Genomic DNA, 21956 nt, shown 5'->3' with positions numbered 1-21956 from the left:
CTCCACCTGCATGCATTGCCGGAAATCGCTCGGTGCCAATGAGGCCATCGAAGCACTGCCTATCGGCCGGCGCATTGCGTTCGACGCGCGCCAAGGTCGGCTCTGGGTAGTGTGCCGCGGTTGCGAGCGGTGGAACCTCACGCCGTTCGACGAGCGCTGGGAAGCGATCGAACAGAGTGAGCGAGCCTTTCGCGACACGCGCGTGCGCGTCAGCACTGATAACATCGGACTCGCCCGGCTCGCTGATGGCACAGAGCTTGTCCGCATCGGCGCGCCCCAGCGTCCCGAGTTCGCGGCGTGGCGCTACGGCGATCAGTTCGGACGCCGCCGTGTGAAGGCCATTGCCACGGGCGTTGGCGTCACCGCGGCGGCGGGGCTCCTGATCAGTGGCGCCGTCGCCACCGGCGTTGGAATCGCGGCACTGATGCCAGCCGTACACGCGCTCAATATGTACACGCTTCTGTCCTCGAACCTGATGGCACAGAAGCCGCTCGATCATCCAGACGGTGGTCGCTTCATGCCGATCGGCAACCCGCGCATCATCGCCAGCGACCGTGCCGCCGGATGGGCCATCGATATCGGCTATGCCGCGCACTATCACAGCCCGGATCCCACCGTGCGCAATGGTGGCTACTGGTCGATGGCGCGTAAGCAAGAAGGCAAGAACGAACTGGGACGCGTGCAATTGCATGGCGCCGACGCCGTGCCGTTGTTGCGTCGTCTCATGCCGCTCATCAATCGCGGCGGCGCGCGCCGCAACGTGATCGGCGACGGCGTCAAGCTCATCGAACAAGCCGGTGGCCCGGAGCGGTACGGCAAATGGGCCGCCGGTATGCGCCGCGAGTGGGCCGCCAAGAGCACCTTCGGCGATACCGGTGATCTCTCGGCCATTCCGGCTGCCGCGCGACTCGCCTTTGAAATGGCCATCAACGAAGACGCCGAACGTCAGGCGCTCGAAGGTGAGCTGGCGCAGCTGGAACGCGCGTGGGCCGAAGCCGAGGGCATCGCGGTCATCGCCGACTCGCTGTTGGTACCCGACGCCATCACCACGCAGATCGGACGTCTCAAAGAGCCGTAGGCCGCGCGCGCTACTTCTCGCGTATCGCGCGCAACAGCGCTCGTACCGGCGCCGCGTCCGCGCCGTGCACCGCCAGCGGTTGCGCCAGCAGCTCGTAGCGTCCAATCGGAACGACTTCGAGTGCGAGATTCTCCAGCACGAACGCCCCGCCGCCGAAAATCGCGTTGTGCACCGGCAATGCCGTGCTCGTACGTCGGTCCACACTGGGGGCATCCACACCCCACAACGTGAGCCCGTGCTGCACCAGCCACGTCGCCGCGTCGGCAGTCAGCGCCGGCCAGTTCGCGGGAAAGGTCCCCGACGCCACCGAGCACCCCGTGCGCACGATCACCCGCGTGGGCACATGCGCGCCCAACAGCCGCTGCAGCACCTCAACCGTGATGTCGCTCGCCGCATCGTGGTCGGCCGGCAGCGCGATGAGCTGCACCTCGCCCACGAACACCGACGCCGGCAATGACTCCGACGCCGGCCACGACGAGTGCACATGCAACGGCGCATCCGCGTGCGTGCCCACATGCGCACTCGAATGCAACACACCCAAATTCACGCTGCTGCCTTCTTCGCGCCGACACGTCCACCCGCACGAAAAGCCGACGTCGTCCGGCCAAGGCGGCGTAGCAGCGGCGAACGGTACACTGATATCAAAGAACACGATGACTCCTTACCCCGAACTCCCTACCCCTTACTTCGCAGTTCCATAGAACTTCGACCGCACCGCCCACAGCTCCGGGAAGAACCGGTGGCTCACCGTGCGCGAGAGATACTTCGCCCCGAGCGTACCGCCGGTTCCAAACGTCCCCGGGCCGATGATGCGCTCTACCAACTGCACATGCAGGAAGCGCCAGCGCGCGAACCGCTGCTCGAACTCCAGCAGCCCCTCGACCAACAGGAACATCGGCGTTGGACCGGGGCCCATGTACAGCTCGGCCAGCTCCATCTTCTCGTGTTCGATCAGCCCCAACACCAGCGACTGCAGCACCGGACGGGCCAAGGCTTCCTTCACCACGGCGGGTGGCTCGCCGTGCTCGGTGATGGCCGCCAAGAAGTGCGGGTCGCGCAAACCGGCGGTCGCTTCGATCGCACGGAACTGCGCGCTCTGTGAACCGCTGCTCGATCCGAGATAGCCGCGAAACTGCGCGAAGCGCTGCGGAGGCAGCGTGTCGAGCGCCGTGAGCTGCTGGGCGACGATCTCGGTGAGCACGTTCACACGCTGAACGGCGAGCAACGCCCGCATCGTGTCGAACCCTTCGAGCGCCGTGATCATCGTGTCCATTTCGTGGCGCAATACCTTGAACCACAGCTCGCTGGCCTGATGCACCACGATGAACAGCAGTTCGTCGGGATGCTCCGGCGACGACTGCAGTGTCTGGAGCTCCAGAAGCTCCGGCAGCCGTAAATAGCTGCCGTAGTCGATGCTCGACGTGTGTGCGTGCGCGGCTTCACTCATGCGAAATGATCGGCGGAAAAGGAGAGTGCACTCAGAACGTGGAGACGCCCAGGGTGGTGACGTCGTCGATCTGCAGGGTTTCGTCGGTGTAGAAGGGTTCGCCGTATTGCACGCGAATGAGCGAGCCGTAATGTGCCGCATGATGCGTGACAATGTCATACAGCGGCTCACCATTCGGATACACTTCCCCCGCCTGCGTCGTCCCGTCGAATTGCGACCCGTAGCACTTGATCGCCTCGAGCTTGCGTGCGAACTGCGCGCTGATGTCGACGACGAACGATGGCTTCACCGCGTCTTCACGGTAGGTGACGACGTGCAACAGCTTGAATGGACGAAAGGCCGGGTGATCACCCGGCTGATACTTCGCGAGTCCGCTCAGGAAGCACGCGTCGCGCGCCAGCTCGGTGGTGCGGCGATGATCGGGATGACGGCCACGCGGTGCCGGAATGATCACGACGCGGGGACGCAGTCGGCGCAGTACCTGCACCAGGCGGCCGCGCGTGTCGTCGGTATTGCTGATTCCGGCGTCAGGGAGTCCGAGGTTCTCACGTACGTGCACCCCCATCACGCGGGCCCCGTGCGCGGCCTCGGCCGCTCGCAGCTCAGCCGAGCCCTTGGTGCCCATCTCGCCCTGCGTCAGGTCGAGTACACCAACGCGATGGCCGGCGTCGACCGCTTTGATGAGCGTCCCGCCACAGGTGAGTTCGGCGTCGTCGCGGTGTGGCGCAATACAGAGGAGATCGAGTGCGGTCATGCACGGACGCTATGCGCTCGCCCGTCGGTCGGCAACCGCACTCAGTGCGGTGATGCCGACCCGCCGCCCGATCAGCCTGCTCGGGCGAGGTAGTTCGCGACCCGGTGGGCGATCTGGTGTCCGCTGGCCACGCAGTCTCCCACTGAAACACCGTTGCGGTAGTTGCCAGCGAGATAGAGTCCCGGGTTGGACAACTCGGTTTCGTCCGCGGCGTCCTTCACCGCCTGATAGCCGACCGTGTACTGCGGAATGCCCCGCGACCAGTAAACGTGCTTGGCGAAGATTGGTTCGCCGCGTACACCCAATAGCTGACGCAGGTCGATCAGCACGCGCTCCACCAACAAGTCAGTGTCTTCGCGCGCGCGCTCCGGCATACGAGCGCCACCGACGAAGCAGGTGATGGCGACGTGACCATCCGGCGCGCGATCGGGGAACAGCGACGAGCTGAACTGCGCGCCGAGCATGCTGCGCTTTTCCTTCGACGGGATCAGCATGCCGAAGCCATCGAGCGCATGCGCGACATCGGCTCGCTCGAAGCCCAGCGTGAGCGTGCTGACCGGCGGATACTCCACGCGCTCCACCAACGCCGCATTCTTACGAAGCGCCGCCGGCAACTCCATTGCGGCCAGCACGTGCGCTGGGGTCGCCATGACCACCGCGTCGACGGTGCGGGCGCGCGAGGCGCCATCCTGACCAGCTTCGACGACCCAGCGACCTTCGTTCCGATGAAGCAGGCGCACGGGGCAGTCCAGGCGCATCGTGCCCACCAGCGACGCGGCCAGCGCGTCGGTGAGGGTCTGCATCCCGTCAACGAACGAAATCAGTCTGGCGCGCGTCGGCGGTCCAGCGGGGGCGCGCTCCAGGTCGGCAAGGTCGGCGTCCGAGGCCTCGCCCGGCGCCGGCGGCATTTTCCCGCGAGTAGCCATGAGACCGGCCGACAGCGATCCATACCGTCGCTCGAGATCGAAGACACGCGGGAAGGCGTGCATCATGCTCAGCGTTTCAGTATCGCCCGCGAAAATACCGGAGATGAACGGATCCACCGCATAGTCCAGTACTTCGTGCCCCATCCGACGGCGCACGAACGACGCCACGGATTCGTCGGCGTCGGTGGCGCGGGTGCGCACCAACGGCTCCAACAACACGCGCAACTTGGCCTTGAGCGAAAACAGTCGCGTGGCGAGCATCGCCGGCGGCGTCATCGGAAACGACTGGAGCGTCCCGTTGCGCACGATGTAGCGACGGTTCGCCTTCGGGTTCGCCTCCACCACGTCGTCCTGCAGATCCAGCTGTGCGATCAGCGCGTCGACCGCTGCCGACGTGACGAACGAATTGGGGCCGTGCTCGGCGAGAAAGCCATCGGTGTGCGACGTACGAATCGCGCCGCCGGCCTGACCGCTCGCTTCATACAACGTGACGTTTACCCCGCGCCGACGTAGTTCATACGCGGCGACGAGTCCGGTGATGCCGGCGCCGACGACCGCGACCGAACGTTGGTCGCCAGCGTCCTGTTCGGAAGGTGGCACGGTGTCGCGATAGTCAGCGAGGGCACGCATCTGTCATTCTCCTGTCGCGTCCGTAATCCAGTCGCGGGGCTCGAGCATACGCACCAGTCGAGCCTCGAAGGAATCGGGGGCGTAACGCGGGGAGTACTGCCACATCGCCAGCGGCGGCAAGCTCATGAGCACGCTTTCCACCCGCGCATTGGTCTGCAGGCCGAAGATCGTCCCACGGTCATGCACGAGGTTGAACTCAACGTACCGCCCGCGCCGCACGAGCTGGAACTCTCGCTCGGCCTCGTTGAACGCTTCGTGTCGACGACGTTCGACGATCGGCTCATACGCATGTCGCAACACCCGGGCCACGTCGCTCACGAACGCCTGCACACCCGCGTGATCGAGGTCGTGGGAGGCCTCGTCGGGACGCAGGTGATCAAAGAAGATGCCGCCGATGCCGCGCGCTTCGTTGTCGCGATGGACGTTCACGAAGTACTCGTCGCACCACTGCTTGAAGTCCGGATAGAACCGTGCGTGATGCTTGTCGGCCATGTCGCGCAGGGCGCGATGGAACGTCACGCCGTCTGCGACATGCGGGTAGAACGGCGTGAGATCCGTGCCGCCGCCGAACCAGCTGTCCGTGAGATTGCCGTGCTCGTCGGTGAGCTCGAAATAGCGCACATTGAGATGCACCGTAGGCACCTTCGGACTGCGCGGGTGCACCACCAGACTCACCCCGGTCGCGAAGAAGTGCGTGGCACCGGCGGCGGCACCACGGCCGCCCAGGCGTCGCGCCGCAAGCTCCGGCAACTCGCCCATCACCGCTGAGCGATTGATCCCGGCCTTCTCGAAGGTCACGCCATCGGTCATCACACGCGCCACACCACCACCGCCGCCGGGGCGCTCCCACCGATCTTCGGTGAAGGTGCCACCGCCGTCGAGACGGCCGAAGAACGACGTCAGTTCATCATGCAGGCCGGCGATCCAGCGGGTGGCTTCGGCACGACGCGTCGCCACCGACGGCGCCGGGCTCAGCACTTCCGTCGGAAACACCGCGGCGCTCATCGCGCTCCCGCCAGCTCGTTCGTCCACGCTGCCGTCTGACGCTGCGCCGCGGCGATCTCCTCCTCGGTCCATTTCCACTCCTTCACGGCATCGATGAAGGCGCGTGCGTGGTCGGGGGACACATCCGGCAGAATGCCATGCCCGAGATTGGCGATGTGTCCGATCGGACCGAAGGCCCGGATCATCGCATGCGTGCGACGGCGGATCTCGGCCGGCGGGCCATACAGCGCGCACGGATCGAGGTTGCCCTGCATCGCCACGCGAAACGGATCCAGCTGACGACGCGCATCCATCGGCGACGTGTGCCAGTCCACACCGATCGCGTCGGCGTTTGTGGCGGCGGCGATCTCTGCCAGTGCCCATCCGGCGCCCGGCGCGAACACGATCACCGGCACACCGGCCTCGCGGGCTTTCTGCGCGCAGCGGGCGAGATAGGGCAGCGCAAACGTGCGGAACTCTTCGGGGCCAAGCGCGCCGGCCCATGATTCGAACAGCTGCACCACCTGCGCGCCGGCGCCAACCTGCGCCACGAGGTACTCACCGACCGCGTCGGCAATTTTGCCGAGCAGCGCGTGCGCCATCTCGGGGTTTTCGTACAGCATACGCTTGGCGACCGCGAACTGCTTCGTGCCTTTGCCTTCGACCATGTAGGCGGCGAGCGTCCACGGCGAGCCGGCGAATCCGATGAGCGGCACTTTGCCGTCGATTTCGCGTCGGGCCAGCTTGAGCGCGTCGAGCACGTACTTGAGATGCTCCTGCGGATCGACCGCGTGCAGCTGGTCCAGATCCTTGAGCGAGCGCAGTGGGGAGGGGAACTGCGGCCCGATGCCCTCGTCGAGCGTGAGGTGCATCCCCATCGCTTCCGGAATCACCAGGATGTCGCTGAAAATGATCGCGGCATCCACGCCGACCAGATCGAGCGGCTGCAGCGTCACTTCGACCGCCAGCTCCGGCGTCCGGCACATCGTGAGGAAATCCGACTTCGCGCGAACGGCGCGATACTGCGGCAAATACCGTCCGGCCTGACGCATCATCCACACCGGCGGGCGCTCGACGGCCTCACGCCGGAGCGCGCGCAGGAGCAGATCATTCGCGGGCGAGGACGGGGCGGGCGTAGAACTCACGTGAACTGCTCCGGTGAAAGAACCATCGAAGGACGACGCTCGCGCGGCGCGACCTGCGGCAAAAGCTGCGCCGCGGTCTGCTCCACGACGGGCTTAGGGGCGGCGGCGCGAGGCGCCCGAATCGCGCGCGGCTCAGGGGCGCTGTTCGGCGAGAACATTTCGAGCAACATCATCGCTTGCGCATCGAGCGGTTCACCGCGCTGCACCGCACGACGCAGCGCCGCCATCGGGCCGGCCAGCAGTTTCGCGACGATACGGGACGCGGTACGCTCGGCAACACCGGCGTCCTTCGATGCAAATGCGACTTCGCGGCGCGCTACATCTTCAAGCGCTTCACGCAGCGGCTTGATGGCGTCGCGGGCCGGCATATTCGCGACCCATTGCATGAACGAACCGATCTCGTCCTCGCAGATGCCATTCGCCACGGGCACTGCGTCGCGACGCATGGTCTCAGCGGTCAGAATCGGCTGGTGCAGAGTGTCGAGATCCACCAGCGTGATGCCGGCCTGCTCGGTCACGCGTGGATCGATGTTCCGTGGGAGGCTCAGGTCCATGAGCAGCAGCGCGTAACCCGACGCGGCACACGCCTCGCGCGCTTGGCTCAACCCGCCGGCCGTGATGACCGGCACTTCACTGCCCGTCGCCACGATCACGACGTCAGCCATCGCCGCTTCCACGTGTCGCGTTTCGAATGGTGCCGCCCGTCCACCGACAAACTTCGAAAGATCCTTGGCCGTCTCGAACGTGCGGTTCACGATGACGATGTCTCGCGCACCGAGCTTATGTAGCTGCTTCGCCGCGCGAGCGCCCGTCTTCCCAGCGCCGACTAACAGACACCGCGCGTTTTCGAGATTCCCGAAACGCTGATTCGCCGTGATGGCCGCCTCGGCACCAACCGAATTGCGACCTGCGGTCAGCGACGTCTCGGTCTGTACCCGCTTTCCGGCGCGCAACGCCGTCTCGAACAGGCGATGGAGCACCGGTCCCGCCGAATGCCCGCGCGAGGCGCGCTTGTAGGCGGCCTTCAACTGGCCGAGAATCTGTCCGTCTCCCAACACCTGCGACTCGAGCCCGGCAGCGATGCGGACGACATGTCGCGCCGCCTCCTCACCGATCCGTCGAGTGGCAGTGAGCAGCAGTTTGTCGCCTTCGCCGCGCGTGCGCATCCAGCGGCGCGCCAGCGTCTGAACCGCGCGGTCCACGACCTTGGGATCGTCGCTGTCCACCCACGCGTACAACTCGGTACGGTTGCACGTGGAGATCAGCGCAGCTTCAGTGACGATCTCACTGCGGGCCGTGCGGTACAACTGCGTGAGACGCTCCTCCGACAAATGGAAGAGCTCACGAGTGGCAACGTCGGCCTGACGGAAATCGATCGCGATCGATATCAGCATCGGAGTGCGGACTCGGGGCTGGTGCTCACGCGGTCGCGAGACCGGTTAGATGCGCGAGATTCTTGAAGAAGATTCTCACGTGGGCGAGTGGCTTGGCCTTCACCAGTTGCTTGTTCATGTAACCGTCGAAGGTGAGCTGCTGCACATCCCGATCGCGACAGATCGCGACAAAGCGTTCACGGCGGTTGTCGTTACGGTACCAAAACGTCTGCATGATGTCGAGCACGGCGAACACCGGTCCATGCATGCGCATGAAGCGACGACGCGCATGGCGCAGCGCCTTGGCATTGCCGGTGACCAAGGCGGCCAAGACGGCCTCTGCCGCAAAGCGTCCGCCGGTCATTGCATAGAATATCCCTTCGCCACTGGCTGGCGCTACCACGCCGGCGGCATCGCCCGCCAAGACCACGTCGCGGCCGTTGTCCCACTGCGGAAGAGGCTTGATCGGGATCGGCGCGCCTTCCTTGCGGATCGTCTCCACCTGATCCAAGCCCGTCTCCTGACGCAGCTTCGCGACCGCATCCTTCAGGCCGAAGCCCTTCTGCAGCGTGCCGGTGCCGATGCTGGTCGTCGCGCCATGGGGGAAGACCCAGGCGTAGAAGTCAGGGGACAGCGGGGCCTGGTAGTACACGTCGCATCGGGCCGCTCCGAAATTCGCCTCGTCGCCAGCCACCGGCGACTTCACGACTTCGTGATAGGCGAACACGTGCTTGGCTTTGTGCGAATTGGGGATGCACTGACGCGCCACGGGTGAGAGCGCGCCGTCCGCCCCAATGACCATCCGCGCGCGTACCTGACGCACCTCGCCAGCACGTGACTTGCCGTCCGTGTAGCTGATGACCGGGATGCCGTCGGCACCACGTGCGAAGTTCGTGAACGTACCGACATGTCGCTCGGCGCCCGCCTGTGCGGCGCGCGTACGGAGCCATTCATCGAACACGTCACGATCGACCATGCCGACGTATCCGTTCCCCACGGGGATGTCTACCGTGCGCCAGGTCGGGGAAATGATCCGAGCCGTGTCGATCTGCGCGACCATGAGCGAATCGGGAACGTCGAAGTCACGCAGCAGCTGCGGCGGCACCGCGCCGCCACAGGGCTTCGTGCGTCCGGCGCGATCCAACAGCATCACGGAACGACCCGCTTTGGCGAGCTCGTGCGCTGCCGTTGCGCCAGCGGGACCGCCGCCGACAACCAAGACGTCATACAGATCGAGCTTTGGCACTTCGTTCATGCGACTTCCTCCAGAGCGAGCTTGGACTCGGTGCGCACCTGCGCAGGGATAACACGATTCATTGCAGCACGGCCGGCAACATCTCGGCGCGCTCGCGGAACACATCGTTCGCGCGTTCGCTCGACGCGCTGCGTAGCGCCAGGAACGCCGACGCGGCAAAGAGCACGGCTTCGACACTGAACACGGCGAGATAGCCGCGTAGCGGCGACTCGAGCACCGCTTTCGCGGTGTCCACACCAATCGCGCCCGACATCGTTCCGGTCGCGTAGGCGAGCGCCTGCGCGGCGCCGAACACGCCGAGGCGCAGACCCGCGCGGCCATCGGTCTTGTCGCCGGTCAGCGCCATCATCGAACCGATCGCGCCGATCGCAAAGACACCATTCGCCAAGCCGAGCATCATGACGATCGCCGTGAACAGGCGCACATCGCCGAGGGCCGGAGACGCCGCGAGCCCAACATACGTAATCGCCGAGGCCAGGCAGCCAGCCGCTGCCCACTGCCGCAGTTGCCCCCGGCGCGTCGCGAGTATGGCCGTCGCGATCATGCCGATCAGGACGCCACCGTGATGCAGGCCGGAGAGCTTCGTGCTCTCTCCCGGCGTCATGCCGAAGGCGATTCCAGCGAATGGCTCGAGAATGAGATCCTGCGCGCTGTAGGCGAACATCGCGACGAACACGAAGCTGGCGAACAGTCGTGCCGCAGGCTCGTCCCACACAGTGCGCAATCCTGCACCGAATGACCCACTCGACGCATCGCGAGGCGCCGGGATCGTTGGCGCGGTACGCGGCCCACGCTCCACACCGTACGTGGCGATCGCGGCCACGAGAAAGCCCACACCGCCGATGCCGCCGGCAATCGCGATCAAACGTGTGTACGAGAACGGGTCGAGCAGGGCGCCGGAGATCGCGGCCGTGATGATGATCCCCACGATCATCAGGATCCACGTGATGGCGGCCGCGCCGGCGCGTTGCGTCGGGTGCGCCCGCTCACTCATGAGCGCGAGGAGCGGCGTGCCGGCCGCGCTCACGCCCGCGCCCAGTATCACGCTGGCGATCGACGCGAGTGCGATTCCGAGCGCCACGTTGGTCGCCATAACCGGAATGCTTGCCGCGACGCCAACGCCACCCAGCGCGCACACGGCCAATCCACCGAGAATCCACGGCGTACGGCGACCACTCCGGTCGCTATCATGGCCGAGCCGCGGACGCAGAATGAGCTGTACACCAAAATGCAGCGCCACCAGCAGCCCCGGCACGGTCGCCGGCAGCGACAACTCAACCACGATCACGCGATTGATCGTCGTGGTCAACAGCACCACGACGGCCCCGATCGCGGCCTGGACCAGACCGAGTCGCGAGAGCTGCCACCAGCTCACTTGCTGGCCTCGGCGATGATCGGCAGGGTCCGCACGGCGAAGGCGGCGATCATCATGCCGCTTACATAGAAGGGGACACCGAGGGCGCTGAGCCAGAGTGCGCGCTCACGCGGCGACTGCACAAAGCGCCACATCATGATCGCCTGCACCAGCGAGAGCACGCCGATCGCGAACGCGTGCCACGGCCGGTTCCACGACACCAGCAACGCGATCACGGCGGCCTGCGCCAGCAGCATGATCAGCGAGGCCACACGGGCAGCACCGTCGGCGCCGAGCAGCACGGGCAGCGAATTCACGCCCATACGCTGATCACCTTCCATGGCCTTGAAGTCGTTCAGCGTCATGATGCCATGCGCGCCGATGCTGTACAGCGTGGCGAGCAGCAGCAATGGCATGGGTGGCACCTGATTGCCAAGCATGATGCCGGCACCGGTGACCCAGGCGAGTCCCTCGTAGGTGAAGCCCACGGCGGTGTTGCCGATCCAGCCGTTCCGCTTGAAACGGAACGGGGGGGCACTGTAGCCCCACGAGAAGAGCAGGGCGATCCCGACGGCGGACACACCGAACACGCCGAGCGGGAGCGCGGCCAACAGGCACAACGCCGTCCAGAAGATGGCGATCGCGAGTCCCCACTGACCGGGGATACGCCCCGACGGAATCGGGCGATTGGGTTCGTTGATCGCATCGACGTGTCGATCGAACCAGTCATTCACGGCCTGACTCGACGCGCACACGAGCGGCCCCGTGATCGCGATACCGAGCGCGAGGAGGGGGATACGCTCGGCGAGAGGCACACCGGCGGAAATCGCCCCGCAGGTGAACGCCCACATCGGAGGGAACCACGTCACTGGCTTGAGCAGCGTCAGGATCGCTTTAGGATCCGGGCGCGCCGGCGCAGACTGTACGGAAAAGCTGACGCTCATAGGCGTCTAGTTTAGTTGACAGTCTGCATTTGCAACAGAGTAAAGTTGTTCGGAAGTCGAAGACTCTCGAGTCCGAACCCTGGGAATGACAAACGGCCGGTGTAAACCGGCCGTTGTCACCCGCTTTTCAGCTCACCGGGGGCTCTTCTCCGCTCCCGGGTGCCACGAGACGATGTCGTCGGAGCTTCACATAGAGGCTCTGGCGGCTCACGCCCAGCACCTCGGCGGCCGACGTCCGGTTGTCGTTGGTGAGTTCGAGGGCCGCTTCGATAAAGTGCCGCTCGACCAGATCGACGGTATCCCGAACCAGGTCGCGCAGCGAGACGCGCCCCACCAATGTCGTCAGCTCCTCGACCGCGCGCGTCAGGTCTCGCGCCCCCTGCGGCGTTGCCGCCAGGCGCCGACCGATATCGCGAACGGTAAAGCCGATGCAGGGTTCCTCGCTCTCGGGCGCCCACACGGCGGAGACTTCCACCTCGCTCTGGTGGCCGTGACTGCCTCGCGCCGACGTGGCCATCAGTCGGACCGCGCCGTTCTTCTTCAGCATGGTCGTGAAGACCGGGAAGTCAGCGCCCGGTCGACCGATGTAAGTCGAAAACAGCGTGCCGCGGAGCTGCTCTTCGCTGGCGAGTTCCGTGATATCGAGAAACGCGCGATTCGCGGTCAACACGCGGCCCTCGAGATCGGTCACGACAAACCCGTCGGGCGAGCGTTCGATCAAATCGATCACGCGGAGCGGGGAATCGGCGGCCGCGCTCACCGAGGGCCCCACGTCCGCCGCCGCGAGGCGCACCAGCAACAGGGTCGCGGATTCCTGACGGAAGCACGACGCCGAGGCGTGATACGATCGTCCCCCGGGCGCGATCGTGACCAACACGTCGCCGGCTCGGCCCGCGCTGCGCGCCGTGGCGGTGAGTTCCTCGAGCAGGTGCGTGCCGGCCGCATCCGCGCCAAACGGGAAGGTGCGCCCGATCAGGCGATCCGGCGTATCCCCCCACACCTGACCCGCAGCCGAGTTGGCGTCGAGCACTTTGAGCGTCGTGGCGTCGATGACGAGAATCGCATCGCTGGCAATTTGGAAGAGCAGCCGATACCGCGTCTCGACGTGTCGCAGGCGCCAATAATCCCGCTCCATGGCCTGCTGCGCCTCGACCAGGCGCTGCTGAAGGGCGGAGACGTGGCGCATATCGCGGCCGACCGCGATGAGTCCACCGTCGCGCCCCATCCGCAGTGCGGTGTACGACATCGGGACATCGATGCCGTCGATGAGGAGATTGTTCACCTGACGGCGTTTCGACACGCCGGAGGAGAGCGCCTCTTTCAGGAGCGTATCGATCTTGGCTCGGCTGTCAGGCGTGACCGTCTCGATCCACGGGCGACCGATCCACTGCGTCGCGCCGTCGAACTGGGACTCCGCGCCGGACAGCGCGACGTCACGAATGACGCCCGCGCTATCCATGACGAGGGCAATATCCCCCGCTACGGCGAGCAGCGAAGCCGCGGTCTTGGCGTCGAGGTCGCCAAACCCGGCGTCAGTCGCGCTCAAGGGCGTCACTGAACTTGCCATGATCGCCTATCGCCTCCCGAGGCGCATCGAACGCAGCGCGTCTTGAGGCCTCGAGCAGTCGACGCGCGATCGGCGCCGCCTCACGGGCGTCTCCGGCAATCGCGTTCGCGCCAATTTCGTCGGCGAGGCTCGGATCATCACTGAACACCTGGCCACCGACCAGGAACTGCACGTGCGGATTCCGCGACGCCGACTTGATTCGCCGAATATCGCGCTTCAACAGCGGCAGGCGACTTTCGCTCCCCACGGAGAATCCGATGACGTCGTACCACTCGGTTCCCACCATGGTGAGCAGATCACTTTCCGACCACGGGGCGCCGACCATCACACGCCACCCGTCACGGAGCAGAAATTCACCGACCATGATGATCCCCAGGGTGTGCTGCTCGCCGGGAATGCAGGTGAGCACCACACTGCCGACCGGTTCCGTGCGGGACGCGTCGGCCAAAAACACTTGAGACAAGTCACGGAGCAGGCGCTGCATGCGTCCCAGCGACACCGTCACCTCGACGAAATCGCACTCGTCGCTCTCCCACATCTCGCCGAGTCGACGGGCCGACGGGGCCAAGAGATCGAGGTACACCGCCTCGACCGACGCACCTTCGGCCAGCACGGCCCGGATAAACTGTTCGGCCCGCTCGCTATCCGGGCTGCGAATCGCCGCGACGAACGTGTCCACGTCGTGCTCCGAGAGCTCCCGGGCGATGGCCATAGAGAGGGCCGGTGACACAGGCCCAGCCCGGTGGCTAGCCAACAGGCGAGGCACCAGCTCATTCTCTATCGTGCGCTCGAGGCGGTCGGATCGACGGGGGGCCGTAGGCGATTCCATCACGTCGTGGCTTGTGCCCGGGCCGCGGATCACCGGAGGGCGACCGGAAGCGGCAGGCTGGAGGGAAGCGCCGAACATTGCCGCGTAGTCTCCTGGGCGCAAGAACGAATTCCCGATCGGAACGCCTTTTTCAGCGTGATCGACTGACTTGCCTACATTGTGACTATCTCAAAGGATTGTCAAGAAAGGTTGACGTAAACTTTTCTTGACAACTTCTGCGCAATTCCGTAATCTCGTCTCATCTGGGAACGCGAACCCCCGGTAGAGACGGTCAGATGAATATGCCCACCAACGCCACGGACGCGCCCATCGCGACCGTCGGCTCCCGTTCCCCGTCGCCGCAGGCGCCGCGGACCGGATTGTATACGCCCGAAGAACGTCTGCGTCGCGATGCGACACGATGGACGCTCGTTCAGGGTATCCTCGCGCCTGTCCAGTTTCTGGTCATGGCCGTGTCGGTTGCGCTTGTCCTCCGGTATCTGAATACCGGAAATGGACTCGCCGCCGCCAACATCTCCGTCGTCGTCAAGACGTTCGTGCTCTACACCATCATGGTGACGGGCGCGATCTGGGAGAAAGTCGTCTTCGGCAAGTATCTCTTTGCCGAGGCGTTCTTCTGGGAAGATGTGGTCAGCATGGGCGTCATTGCGCTGCATACCGCCTATCTCGCTGGCCTCGTGCTGCACTGGGCGCCGCGCACGCTCATGGTGCTGGCGCTCGTGGCCTACGGCACGTACGCGATCAACGCCATTCAGTTCGTGCTCAAGCTGCGAGCGGCGCGCCTGCAGGAAGCGGAAACGCTTCGCCGGGCCGCCGTCGCATGAGCGCCGTGATGGAACTCCCGGTCATTCGCGAGCGCGGTCAGCGCGAAGTGTTCTGCGGCCTCACCGGCATCGTCTGGCTGCACCGCAAAATGCAGGACGCGTTCTTCCTCGTGGTCGGCTCACGTACCTGCGCACACCTGGTGCAGTCGGCGGCGGGCGTCATGATCTTTGCCGAACCGCGCTTCGCCACGGCGATTCTCAGTGAGCGCGATCTGGCCGGATTGGCCGACGCCAATGAAGAACTCGATCGGTGCGTCAAGCAGCTGCTCGATCGTCGTCCCGATATTTCGACGCTTTTTCTCGTGGGCTCTTGCCCCTCGGAAGTCATCAAGCTCGATCTGCAGCGCGCGGCGGAGCGACTCAACGAGCAGTTGATGCCGCGCGTGCGGATCCTGAACTACTCGGGCAGCGGCATCGAGACCACGTTCACGCAGGGCGAAGACGCCTGCCTGCGTTCCATGGTGCCGCACCTGCCCGAATCGACCAGTGCCACCGCAGAATTGATGGTCGTCGGCACGATCGCCGATGTGGTCGAAGATCAATTCTCGCGGATCTTTTCGCAGCTCGGTGTCGGTCCGGTGCACTTCTTCCCGCCTCGGATGGCCCGCGAGCTGCCGCCCGTCGGGCCGAACACCAAGCTCTTGCTCGCCCAGCCGTTCCTCGGCGAGACGGCACGAGCGCTGATCGCCCGTGGTGCGACCCTGCTCTCGTCGCCGTATCCGTTCGGCGTGAACGGCACGACGGCGTGGTTGAAGGCAGCCGCCGATGTGTGGGGGGTAGACGAGGCGCGCTTCACGCAGGTCACCGCCGCCCCCGCCGAACGGGCGCGCGTCGCACTGGCACGCCTGCGCCCGTGGTTGAATGGCAAGCGCGTGTTCTTCTTTCCCGACTCGCAGCTCGAGATTCCGCTCGCCCGCTTCCTTTATGAAGAGTGCGGCGCGGAGTTGGTGGAAGTCGGGACGCCGTACCTCGACAAGCTCATGATCGCCGCCGAGCTCGATCGATTGCCCGCCACCGCCCAGATCAGTGAAGGACAGGACGTCGAAAAGCAGCTCGACCGCTGCCGTGCGGCCCGTCCCGATCTGACCGTGTGCGGACTCGGGCTGGCCAACCCCCTCGAGGCTGAGGGGCTGCGCACCAAGTGGTCCATCGAACTCGTGTTCTCGCCGGTGCACGGATACGAGCAGGCCGGCGATCTGGCCGAACTTTTTGCGCGACCGCTCGATCGCGCACAGCGACTCGCGGTCTGAGGATCACGGCATGGAATTGACGCTCTGGACGTACGAAGGCCCGCCGCACGTGGGCGCGATGCGTATCGCGACCTCGATGAAGGGCGTGCATTACGTCTTGCATGCGCCGCAGGGCGATACCTACGCCGACTTGCTGTTCACGATGATCGAGCGGCGCGACTCGCGACCGCCCGTCACGTACACCACGTTTCAGGCGCGCGACCTCGGCGGCGACACGGCGGAGCTGGTCAAGTCGGCCGTGCGCGATGCGTACGAGCGCTTCAAGCCAGACGCCATGCTGGTCGGCGAGTCATGCACCGCCGAGCTGATTCAGGATCAGCCGGGATCGCTCGCGATGGGGATGTCGCTGCCGATTCCGATCGTGCCGCTCGAACTGCCCGCCTATTCCAAGAAGGAAAACTGGGGCGCCAGCGAGACGTTCTATCATCTCGTCCGCACGCTGCTGCTGCCGCTCGCACCGCCGGCCGGTTCACCACCGCGCGAAAGCGTGGTGACGGTGACCGCTCGTGAGAACCGCCGGCCGCGCTGCAACCTGCTGGGCGGCACCGCGCTCGGATTCCGCAATCGCGACGACGTGCGGGAGATCACGCGGCTGCTGCAGGACATCGGTGTGGACGTGCATGTCTGCGCACCGTTGAACGCCACGGTGAAGGACCTTCAGTCGATGCCGCAGGCCGACTTCAACGTGGTGCTCTATCCGGAAGTGGCGGAGACGACCGCGCGCTGGCTGCAGAAAACGTTCGGGCAGCCCACCGTGCGCACTGTACCGATCGGCGTGCTCGCGACCCGCGAGTTCGTGGAAGAAGTGGGGAAGGTGGCCGGCGTCGACGTGTCGGCCTTGCTCGATCGCGAACGCGCCGGCTCCGCGCAGGTGGACGCCAGCCGTTCGCTGTTGCCGTGGTACTCGCGCTCGGTCGACTCCACGTATCTCACGGGCAAGCGCGTATTCGTGTTCGGCGACGCCACGCACGTCATGGCCGCCGCCCGCATGGCGAAGGACGAACTGGGCTTCACCGTCGTCGGCATCGGCACGTACTCGCGTGAGTACGCGCGGCCGATTCGTGATCTTGCCGCCGCCCTCGGCGTCGAAGCGCTCATCAGCGACGACTATCTCGCCGTCGAGCAGCGCGTGACCGAACTCGCGCCCGAGCTGGTGTTGGGCACGCAGATGGAGCGCCACATCGCCAAGCGGCTCGGCGTGCCCTGCGCCGTGATCTCGGCGCCGATTCACGTGCAGGACGTGCCGGCCCGGCACTCGCCGCAGATGGGTTTCGAAGGCGCCAACGTGATCTTCGATACCTGGGTGCATCCGCTCATGATGGGCCTCGAAGAGCACCTGCTGCACATGTTCAAAGACGATTTCGAGTTCGCCGACGGTGCGACGCCCTCGCATCTGCACGCGTCGCCAGCTGCGACCGCGGGAGACCGTCCGGCGCGCGGAGAGACGCTGGGCGGCCAACGTCAAACGCCCTTTACGGCGCGCGCCGCGATCGAACTGGAAGCCCCGGAAGCGGCGAGTGCCGTCGGTTTCGCGGAAGAGGAAGATGAGATGGATGCCGTGGCCGCTGTCGCGGTCGCGCCGACCGTCACCAGCTGGCTTGCACCGGCCGAAGCGGAGTTGAAAAAGATTCCGTTCTTCGTGCGTGGCAAGGTCCGTCGGAATACCGAGAAGTACGCCCACGAGAACGGTATCGCCGAGATCAGCGTGGACACCCTGTACGACGCCAAGGCACACTATGGCCGCTAGCCCCGTGGTAAAGCCCATCCCGATCCGCGTTGCGATCACGACGCTCGACGCGCACCTCGCTGACGCCTTCGAGCGGGCCGGTGCTGCACTCGTACGCGACATCCCGGGTCTCACGATCACGATGCACGTGGCCGCCGACTTCGGCAGTGATCCACTGGCCGCCGAGCGGGCGCGCCAGGACATCGCGCAGGCGAACATCGTGGTCTGCACGCAGCTCTTCCAGGAAGAGTACGCGAATGCGGTGTACGAAGCGGTGCTGGCGCGTCGCGACGCAGCCGACGCCGTGCTCTGCGCGCTGTGTACGCCGGAGCTCGTAAAATGCACGAAGCTTGGCAAGTTCGATATGAGCGGCGGGGAGTCGCGCTCACCGCTCTCGCCGATCAACCTGCTCAAGAAACTCCGCGGCTCGCGCGGCGACGGCAAGTCGAGTGGCGAGCGGCAGATGTCGGCGCTGCGCACGTTGCCGTCGATTCTCAAGTTCATTCCGGGCACCGCGCAGGATGTGCGTGCCTACTTGTTGCTGATCCAGTACTGGCTTGCCGGCACGGCGGAGAACATCGAGCAGATGGTGAAGTATGCCATCGATCGCTACGCCGACGGTCCGCGCAAGGCGCTGCGCGGCAAGCTGAATCCGCAGCAGCCGCAAGCTTACCCCGAAGTCGGTCTGTGGCATCCCGCGCTGGCGAATCGCGGAATGACGGAACGCATGGAAGATCTGCCGCGTCATCGTGGCGCGGACGTAGGCACGGTGGGCGTCCTCGTCGGTCGGTCGTATCTGCTGGCCGACAACGTGGCGCACTACGCGGCAGTCGTTCGGGCCCTCGAGTCCAAGGGATTGCGCGTGGTGCCGGCGTTCGCGTCGGCGCTCGATGCGCGCCCGGCAGTCGCGAAGTACTTCACGAACGGCCAGGGACAGGCAACGATCGATGCCATGATCAACCTCACGGGCTTCTCGCTCGTGGGCGGTCCGGCGTACAACAACTCCGAAGCGGCGCAGGAAGTACTCAAGGGCCTCGACGTGCCCTATATCACGCTGCAGACGCTTGAATTTCAGACCATTCAGGAGTGGCGGAACGACGCGCGCGGCTTGAATCCGCTGCAGGCGACCCTGCAGATCGCGATTCCGGAGCTCGACGGCGCCATCGTGCCGACCGTGTTCGGTGGCAAGGGCGAACCGCAGCCGGGCAAGGCGGCGGCGTCGGAGCCGATCCCCGAGCGTATCGACCGGGTGGCCGAACGCGTGGCCAAATTGGTCGCCCTGCGTCGAAAGGATCGCGCGCAGCGCAAGATCGCGCTCATTCTCTTCAACTTCCCGCCGAACGCTGGCAACACCGGGAGCGCGGCCTATCTCGCGGTGTTCCCGTCCATGCAACGCGTCCTCGCGTCGCTCAAGGAACAGGGATACACGGTGGAACTGCCGTCGAGCGCCGACGATCTGCGCGAGCGGATCACCGGTGGCAACCGCGAGCGGTACGGCGCGCCGGCGAATGTGCACACCACGATTCGCACCGACGACCACGTGCGTCGTGAGCCGTATCTGGCGGAGATCGAGAAGACGTGGGGCCCGGCCCCCGGTCGGCAGCTGTCGGACGGCCAGTCCATCCAGGTCATGGGGCTGCAGCTCGGCAACGTGTTCATCGGCGTGCAACCGTCCTTCGGATGGGAAGGCGATCCGATGCGCCTGCTCTTCGAAGGTGGTTTCTCGCCGACGCACGCCTTCAGCGCCTTCTACCGCTGGCTGCGCGAAGACTTCGCGGCCGACGCCATTCTGCACTTCGGGACCCACGGCGCGCTCGAGTTCATGCCGGGCAAGCAGTCGGGACTCGATGATCGGTGCTGGCCCGATCGTCTGATCGGTGACGCGCCGAACGTGTATCTCTACGCGTCCAACAACTCGTCCGAAGGCACGCTGGCCAAGCGCCGCGGCAACGCCACGCTGGTGTCGTATCTCACGCCGCCGGTCGCGAATGCCGGCCTGTATCGCGGTCTGCTCGATCTCAAGAGCACGCTCGATCGCTGGCGCGCGCTCGATCAGACGAAAGCCGGTGAAGCCTCGTCCTTGCGCGAGCTGATCCAACAGCAAGCCGCCGCCGTGGAGTTGGCCGACGCCGAGCCGGCGTGGACGGCGAGCGAAGCGGATGCGCGCGTCACGACGCTGCGTGACCGGTTGCTGGAGCTCGAGTACGAACTCATCCCGATGGGCCTGCACGTGGTCGGCGAGCCGATGACGCCCGAGGCGCGGGCCGGTGTGCTGGTGGAGATGGCGCGATCGGGTCGTCCGGAGCTGGAACTGCCGCCGATCGGTGATACGGTCGTGGCGGGGCAGAGCACACGTGCGGCCTCCGACGACACGGTGCAAGTAGTCGATCAGTTGGTCCGCGCCACGGTGCGATCGCTCGTGGAGACGAAAGACGTGCGGACGGCACTGCGCGCGGCGATCAGCGGAGCCAAGGCGCAAGGTCTGCGCATCGCCGACGAACGCGCCCTCCAGCAGCATCTCGAAGCGCTCGGCGGCTTCGATGCCATGCTCAGCGAGGATCGTGAGGTCGCCGGTATTCTCCGCGCGCTCGACGCGCGGTACGTGTCACCGGCGCCGGGTGGCGACCTGCTGCGGAATCCGCAGGTGCTCCCCACGGGACGCAACATCTACGGCTTCGATCCGTACCGCGTCCCGAGCGCGGTAGCGATGCTCGAAGGGCGCGTGCGCGCGGAGCAGCTGTTGGCGCGCTACGTGGCCGACAACGGCTCGCTGCCGGAGTCGGTCGCTGTCGTGCTCTGGGGCACCGACAACATGAAGAGCGAGGGCACGCCGCTGGCGCAGGTGATGTCGCTGATGGGCGTGGTGCCGCGTTTCGACGCCGTCGGCCGACTCACGGGCGCGCGACTGCTGCCGCTCACGTCACTTGGCCGTCCTCGCGTCGATGTCGTGGTCACGTTGTCGGGCATCTTCCGCGACCTGCTGCCGTTGCAGGTGAAGCTCCTGGCCGAGGCGGCGCTCATCTGCGCGCAGGCCGATGAAGACCCGTCGCAGAATTTCATTCGGAAGCACGCGCTCGAGACCATGCAGGAGACGGGATGTGATCTCGCCACCGCCGCGCTTCGGGTGTTCTCCAACGCCGACGGCGCGTATGGCTCGAACGTCAACCTGCTGATCGACACCGGCAAGTGGGAGAAGGAAGACGAGTTGGCCGATCTGTTCGTGCAGCGGAAGGGCTTCGCGTACGGCACCGACGGCCGTCCGTCGTGCCAGCCGGCGCTGATGAAGCGGGCGCTTGGGCAGGCCACGCTGTCGTTCCAAGGGCTCGACTCCGTCGACCTCGGCGCCACCGACATCGACCAGTACGTCGAGTCGCTGGGTGGCATGACGCGCGTGATCGCGCAGCAGCGTGGCGGTGAAGCGCCGGCCGTGTACGTGGGCGACTACAACAACGCGCAGGGCAAGGTGCGCACGCTGACCGAACAGGTCGAACTCGAGTCGCGCACCAAGCTGCTCAACCCGCGGTGGTACGAGAGCCAGCTGGAGTACGGCTACGAAGGCGCGCGTAACATCGCGGGCCACGTGATCACCACGTTCGGCTGGTCGGCGACGGGCGGCAAGGGCGCCGTGCCCGAGTGGGTGTACGCTGAAGCGACGAAGACCTTTGTGCTCGATGATGCCATGCGCGAGCGTCTCGCTCAGGCGAATCCGGATGCCGCGTCGGGGTTGGCGCAGCGTCTGCTGGAAGCGAACGACCGCGGGTTCTGGTCCCCCGATGAAGCGACGCTCGAGGCGCTGCGCAATGCGGCAGCGGACCTCGAAGACCGTCTGGAGGGGGTGTACGCATGATTAGCCATACGACCGGAGTAACA

Annotated in this window: 17 protein-coding genes; 5 read left to right on the top strand and 12 right to left on the bottom strand. The window is 65.7% G+C overall.

Annotated features, from left to right (window positions below; genetic code table 11):
• Positions 1–10 precede the first annotated feature (10 nt).
• Positions 11–1078, top strand: coding sequence for a hypothetical protein (locus HKW67_RS08965; RefSeq protein WP_171225061.1), 1068 nt, complete (start codon positions 11–13; stop codon positions 1076–1078).
• Positions 1079–1088: 10 nt separating this feature from the next.
• On the opposite strand, the gene HKW67_RS08960 is transcribed toward HKW67_RS08965, so the two are convergent.
• The 12 genes from HKW67_RS08960 to HKW67_RS08905 all read right to left on the bottom strand — a co-directional run bounded on the left by HKW67_RS08960 (position 1089) and on the right by HKW67_RS08905 (position 14169).
• Positions 1089–1730: a cyclase family protein gene (locus HKW67_RS08960; protein ID WP_171225060.1), complete on the bottom strand. Its 642-nt coding sequence runs from the start codon at positions 1728–1730 to the stop codon at positions 1089–1091.
• Positions 1731–1760: 30 nt separating this feature from the next.
• Positions 1761–2525 carry a tryptophan 2,3-dioxygenase family protein gene (locus HKW67_RS08955; RefSeq protein ID WP_171225059.1) on the bottom strand — a complete coding sequence of 255 codons (765 nt, stop codon included), beginning with the start codon at positions 2523–2525 and terminating at the stop codon, positions 1761–1763.
• Between the two features lie 31 nt (positions 2526–2556).
• Positions 2557–3279 carry a bacillithiol biosynthesis deacetylase BshB1 gene (bshB1, locus tag HKW67_RS08950; RefSeq protein ID WP_171225058.1) on the bottom strand — a complete coding sequence of 241 codons (723 nt, stop codon included), beginning with the start codon at positions 3277–3279 and terminating at the stop codon, positions 2557–2559.
• A 71-nt stretch (positions 3280–3350) separates the two neighbouring features.
• Complete coding sequence (gene hemG / locus HKW67_RS08945) at positions 3351–4835, bottom strand: protoporphyrinogen oxidase (protein WP_171225057.1); 1485 nt, start codon at positions 4833–4835, stop codon at positions 3351–3353.
• Between the two features lie 3 nt (positions 4836–4838).
• Positions 4839–5840 carry an oxygen-dependent coproporphyrinogen oxidase gene (gene hemF / locus HKW67_RS08940; protein ID WP_171225056.1) on the bottom strand — a complete coding sequence of 334 codons (1002 nt, stop codon included), beginning with the start codon at positions 5838–5840 and terminating at the stop codon, positions 4839–4841.
• The gene (gene hemE, locus HKW67_RS08935; protein ID WP_171225055.1) at positions 5837–6964 is read right to left on the bottom strand and encodes a uroporphyrinogen decarboxylase; all 1128 of its coding nucleotides are present in this window, start codon (positions 6962–6964) and stop codon (positions 5837–5839) included. The genes hemF and hemE overlap by 4 nt, the downstream gene beginning before the upstream one ends.
• A complete protein-coding gene (gene hemA, locus HKW67_RS08930) occupies positions 6961–8358 on the bottom strand; it encodes a glutamyl-tRNA reductase (RefSeq protein ID WP_171225054.1) in 1398 nt (465 codons plus the stop codon). The genes hemE and hemA overlap by 4 nt, the downstream gene beginning before the upstream one ends.
• 25 nt (positions 8359–8383) lie before the next feature.
• Positions 8384–9592, bottom strand: a complete 1209-nt coding sequence (locus HKW67_RS08925) for a geranylgeranyl diphosphate reductase (protein ID WP_171225053.1) — start codon at positions 9590–9592, stop codon at positions 8384–8386.
• A gap of 58 nt (positions 9593–9650) precedes the next feature.
• Positions 9651–10967, bottom strand: a complete 1317-nt coding sequence (locus HKW67_RS08920; RefSeq protein WP_171225052.1) for a BCD family MFS transporter — start codon at positions 10965–10967, stop codon at positions 9651–9653.
• A complete protein-coding gene (gene chlG, locus HKW67_RS08915) occupies positions 10964–11890 on the bottom strand; it encodes a chlorophyll synthase ChlG (protein ID WP_171225051.1) in 927 nt (308 codons plus the stop codon). The genes HKW67_RS08920 and chlG overlap by 4 nt, the downstream gene beginning before the upstream one ends.
• Positions 11891–12017: 127 nt before the next feature.
• Entirely contained in the window at positions 12018–13436 is a 1419-nt protein-coding gene (gene ppsR / locus HKW67_RS08910; RefSeq protein WP_206044656.1) for a transcriptional regulator PpsR, read from the bottom strand.
• Positions 13423–14169, bottom strand: coding sequence for a cobalamin B12-binding domain-containing protein (locus HKW67_RS08905; protein ID WP_171225049.1), 747 nt, complete (start codon positions 14167–14169; stop codon positions 13423–13425). The genes ppsR and HKW67_RS08905 overlap by 14 nt, the downstream gene beginning before the upstream one ends.
• A gap of 392 nt (positions 14170–14561) precedes the next feature.
• On the opposite strand from HKW67_RS08905, the gene bchF reads away from it, so the two are divergent.
• Genes bchF through HKW67_RS08885 form a run of 4 tightly spaced genes read left to right on the top strand, consistent with a single transcriptional unit; the run spans position 14562 to position 21933 of the window.
• Positions 14562–15110 carry a 2-vinyl bacteriochlorophyllide hydratase gene (gene bchF / locus HKW67_RS08900; protein WP_206044655.1) on the top strand — a complete coding sequence of 183 codons (549 nt, stop codon included), beginning with the start codon at positions 14562–14564 and terminating at the stop codon, positions 15108–15110.
• Complete coding sequence (locus tag HKW67_RS08895; protein WP_171225048.1) at positions 15107–16360, top strand: ferredoxin:protochlorophyllide reductase (ATP-dependent) subunit N; 1254 nt, start codon at positions 15107–15109, stop codon at positions 16358–16360. The genes bchF and HKW67_RS08895 overlap by 4 nt, the downstream gene beginning before the upstream one ends.
• A gap of 10 nt (positions 16361–16370) precedes the next feature.
• Positions 16371–18107, top strand: coding sequence for a ferredoxin:protochlorophyllide reductase (ATP-dependent) subunit B (bchB, locus tag HKW67_RS08890; RefSeq protein WP_171225047.1), 1737 nt, complete (start codon positions 16371–16373; stop codon positions 18105–18107).
• Positions 18097–21933, top strand: a complete 3837-nt coding sequence (locus HKW67_RS08885) for a magnesium chelatase subunit H (protein ID WP_171225046.1) — start codon at positions 18097–18099, stop codon at positions 21931–21933. The genes bchB and HKW67_RS08885 overlap by 11 nt, the downstream gene beginning before the upstream one ends.
• Positions 21934–21956: the final 23 nt, after the last annotated feature.

Origin of the sequence: Gemmatimonas groenlandica (assembly GCF_013004105.1) — a bacterium.
GTDB lineage: Bacteria > Gemmatimonadota > Gemmatimonadetes > Gemmatimonadales > Gemmatimonadaceae > Gemmatimonas > Gemmatimonas groenlandica.
Note: the sequence above shows the minus strand (reverse complement) of the source record. Positions and strands in the feature narration are given on the sequence as shown.

Bases quoted from the DNA above. Each gene is read 5' to 3' on its own strand.
- HKW67_RS08965 (WP_171225061.1), top strand. From the start codon at position 11: ATGCATTGCCGGAAATCGCTCGGTGCCAATGAGGCCATCGAAGCACTG.
- HKW67_RS08955 (WP_171225059.1), bottom strand. From the start codon at position 2,525: ATGAGTGAAGCCGCGCACGCACACACGTCGAGCATCGACTACGGCAGC.
- bshB1 (WP_171225058.1), bottom strand. From the start codon at position 3,279: ATGACCGCACTCGATCTCCTCTGTATTGCGCCACACCGCGACGACGCC.
- hemG (WP_171225057.1), bottom strand. From the start codon at position 4,835: ATGCGTGCCCTCGCTGACTATCGCGACACCGTGCCACCTTCCGAACAG.
- hemF (WP_171225056.1), bottom strand. From the start codon at position 5,840: ATGAGCGCCGCGGTGTTTCCGACGGAAGTGCTGAGCCCGGCGCCGTCG.
- hemA (WP_171225054.1), bottom strand. From the start codon at position 8,358: ATGCTGATATCGATCGCGATCGATTTCCGTCAGGCCGACGTTGCCACT.
- HKW67_RS08925 (WP_171225053.1), bottom strand. From the start codon at position 9,592: ATGAACGAAGTGCCAAAGCTCGATCTGTATGACGTCTTGGTTGTCGGC.
- chlG (WP_171225051.1), bottom strand. From the start codon at position 11,890: ATGAGCGTCAGCTTTTCCGTACAGTCTGCGCCGGCGCGCCCGGATCCT.
- HKW67_RS08905 (WP_171225049.1), bottom strand. From the start codon at position 14,169: ATGGCCATCGCCCGGGAGCTCTCGGAGCACGACGTGGACACGTTCGTC.
- bchF (WP_206044655.1), top strand. From the start codon at position 14,562: ATGAATATGCCCACCAACGCCACGGACGCGCCCATCGCGACCGTCGGC.
- HKW67_RS08895 (WP_171225048.1), top strand. From the start codon at position 15,107: ATGAGCGCCGTGATGGAACTCCCGGTCATTCGCGAGCGCGGTCAGCGC.
- bchB (WP_171225047.1), top strand. From the start codon at position 16,371: ATGGAATTGACGCTCTGGACGTACGAAGGCCCGCCGCACGTGGGCGCG.
- HKW67_RS08885 (WP_171225046.1), top strand. From the start codon at position 18,097: ATGGCCGCTAGCCCCGTGGTAAAGCCCATCCCGATCCGCGTTGCGATC.